The organism is Pseudoduganella sp. RAF53_2 (assembly GCF_052113985.1).
GTDB lineage: Bacteria > Pseudomonadota > Gammaproteobacteria > Burkholderiales > Burkholderiaceae_D > Rugamonas.
In genome coordinates, this window is sequence record NZ_JBFRDW010000915.1 from 1 (window position 1) to 1,674 (window position 1,674).

The 1,674-nt window shown below is 65.2% G+C and carries 1 pseudogene; it reads left to right on the forward strand.

What is annotated here, in order from left to right:
• Nucleotides 1–1,674, forward strand: a pseudogene (locus AB4Z11_RS30970) (hypothetical protein); the annotation flags it as partial.

The window sequence follows — 1,674 nt, forward strand, 5'->3', positions numbered from 1 at the left end:
CCTCGGCGCCCTGCAGTTGCAAGCCCTGACCACCGACCAGATGCCGGTGCTGGCGTCCCAGCAAATCGGCGCTCTGAGCACGGACCAGATCCTGGCCTTCAGTAGCGACCAGATCGCCGTGCTGACCACCTTGCAGGCCACCAGCCTGACCGCCAACCAGTTGAACGCGCTGGACGGCAACCAGCTGGGCGCCTTCAACCTGGCCGATGTGGCTGCGCTGAAGACATCGCAAGTGTCCAGCCTGGCCACTGCCCAGCTGGCAGCGTTGACCACCGACCAGATGGCGGCGCTGACCACGACCCAGATGGGCGCGCTGACCACCGCGCAGCTGTCCAGCCTGGATGCGACCCATCTGCAAGCAATCGAAACCGACGACCTGGCCGCGTTGTCCACGGCTCAGTTCGCAGCCTTCGGCAGCGATCAGGTGGGCGAGCTGAGCACCGACCAGGTGCAAGCCATGGCGACGGCACAGCTGTCGGCGCTGACCACCGCTCAGCTGGCCGGCATGACGACCAGCCAGCTGGCCGCGCTGAGCACCCAGCAGATCGGCGCCCTGAGCACCGTCCAGTTGAACGGCCTGGACAGCGACCAGCTGGCTGCCCTTAGCACCGACGATGTAGCGGCCTTGACCACCACCCAGCTGTCTGGCCTGGCAACCTCCCAGTTCGCACAGCTGAGCACGCAACAAATTGCAGCGCTGAGCACGCAGCAGGTGCGCGGCCTTGGCACCGCTCAAATCGGCGCTTTGGGCAGCGACCAACTTCAGGCGCTGGGCACGGACGCCCTGTCGGTTCTGACCACCACCCAGCTGGCGGGCCTGACCACCGATCAGGTAGCGTCGCTCAGCACCATCCAGATCGGCGTGCTGAGCAGTGCCCAGCTGGGCGCACTGAGCACGGCCCAATTCGACGCCTTGAACAGCACGCAGTTCGCGGCACTGACGACGCTGCAGATCAGTTGCCTGTCCACCGGCCAGATGGCGATCCTGAACAGCGACCAGATCGGTGCGCTGGAGACGGAAGATATCGCCGTGCTGTCCAGCCGCCAGTTGCAAGCGCTGGATACCAGGCAAATCGGCTACCTCGGCACCGACCAGATCGTGGCGCTCAGCACCGCGCAGGTCGTTTCGCTGACGAGCGACCAGATCGGCGCCCTGTCCAGCGATCAGTTGAACAATATGGAGTCGCAGGACTTCGCCGCCCTGAAGACGGCGCAGATCGCTGCCATCTCGACGTCCGACCTGGGCGCGTTGTCCACTGACCTGATCGCAGCGATGAGCACGCAGCAAGTGGCCGCGTTCACTACGGATCAGATCGCARCACTGGGCAGCGACCAGATTGTTGCGCTGAGCACGGCGCAAACCGTATCGCTCAGCACCTTGCAGCTGTCCGCACTGGATACCAGCCAGGTGGCAGCGCTGGCAACTGACGACCTCAACGCGTTGCGCAGCCAGCAGATCGGCGGCTTTGGCACCGGCCAGATCGCCGCACTGGGCAGCGCGCAGCTGAATGCGCTGTCCAGCGCCAGCCTCGGCGCGCTGACCACGGAACAAGTGGCTTATGGCCTGTCCAGCACCCAGCTGAACGCCATGCTGGCCAGCCAGATAGCCCTGCTGGGCACGGCGCAGGTTGCCGCACTGAGCACCGATCAGCTCGATGCCCTGAGTACCAGCAA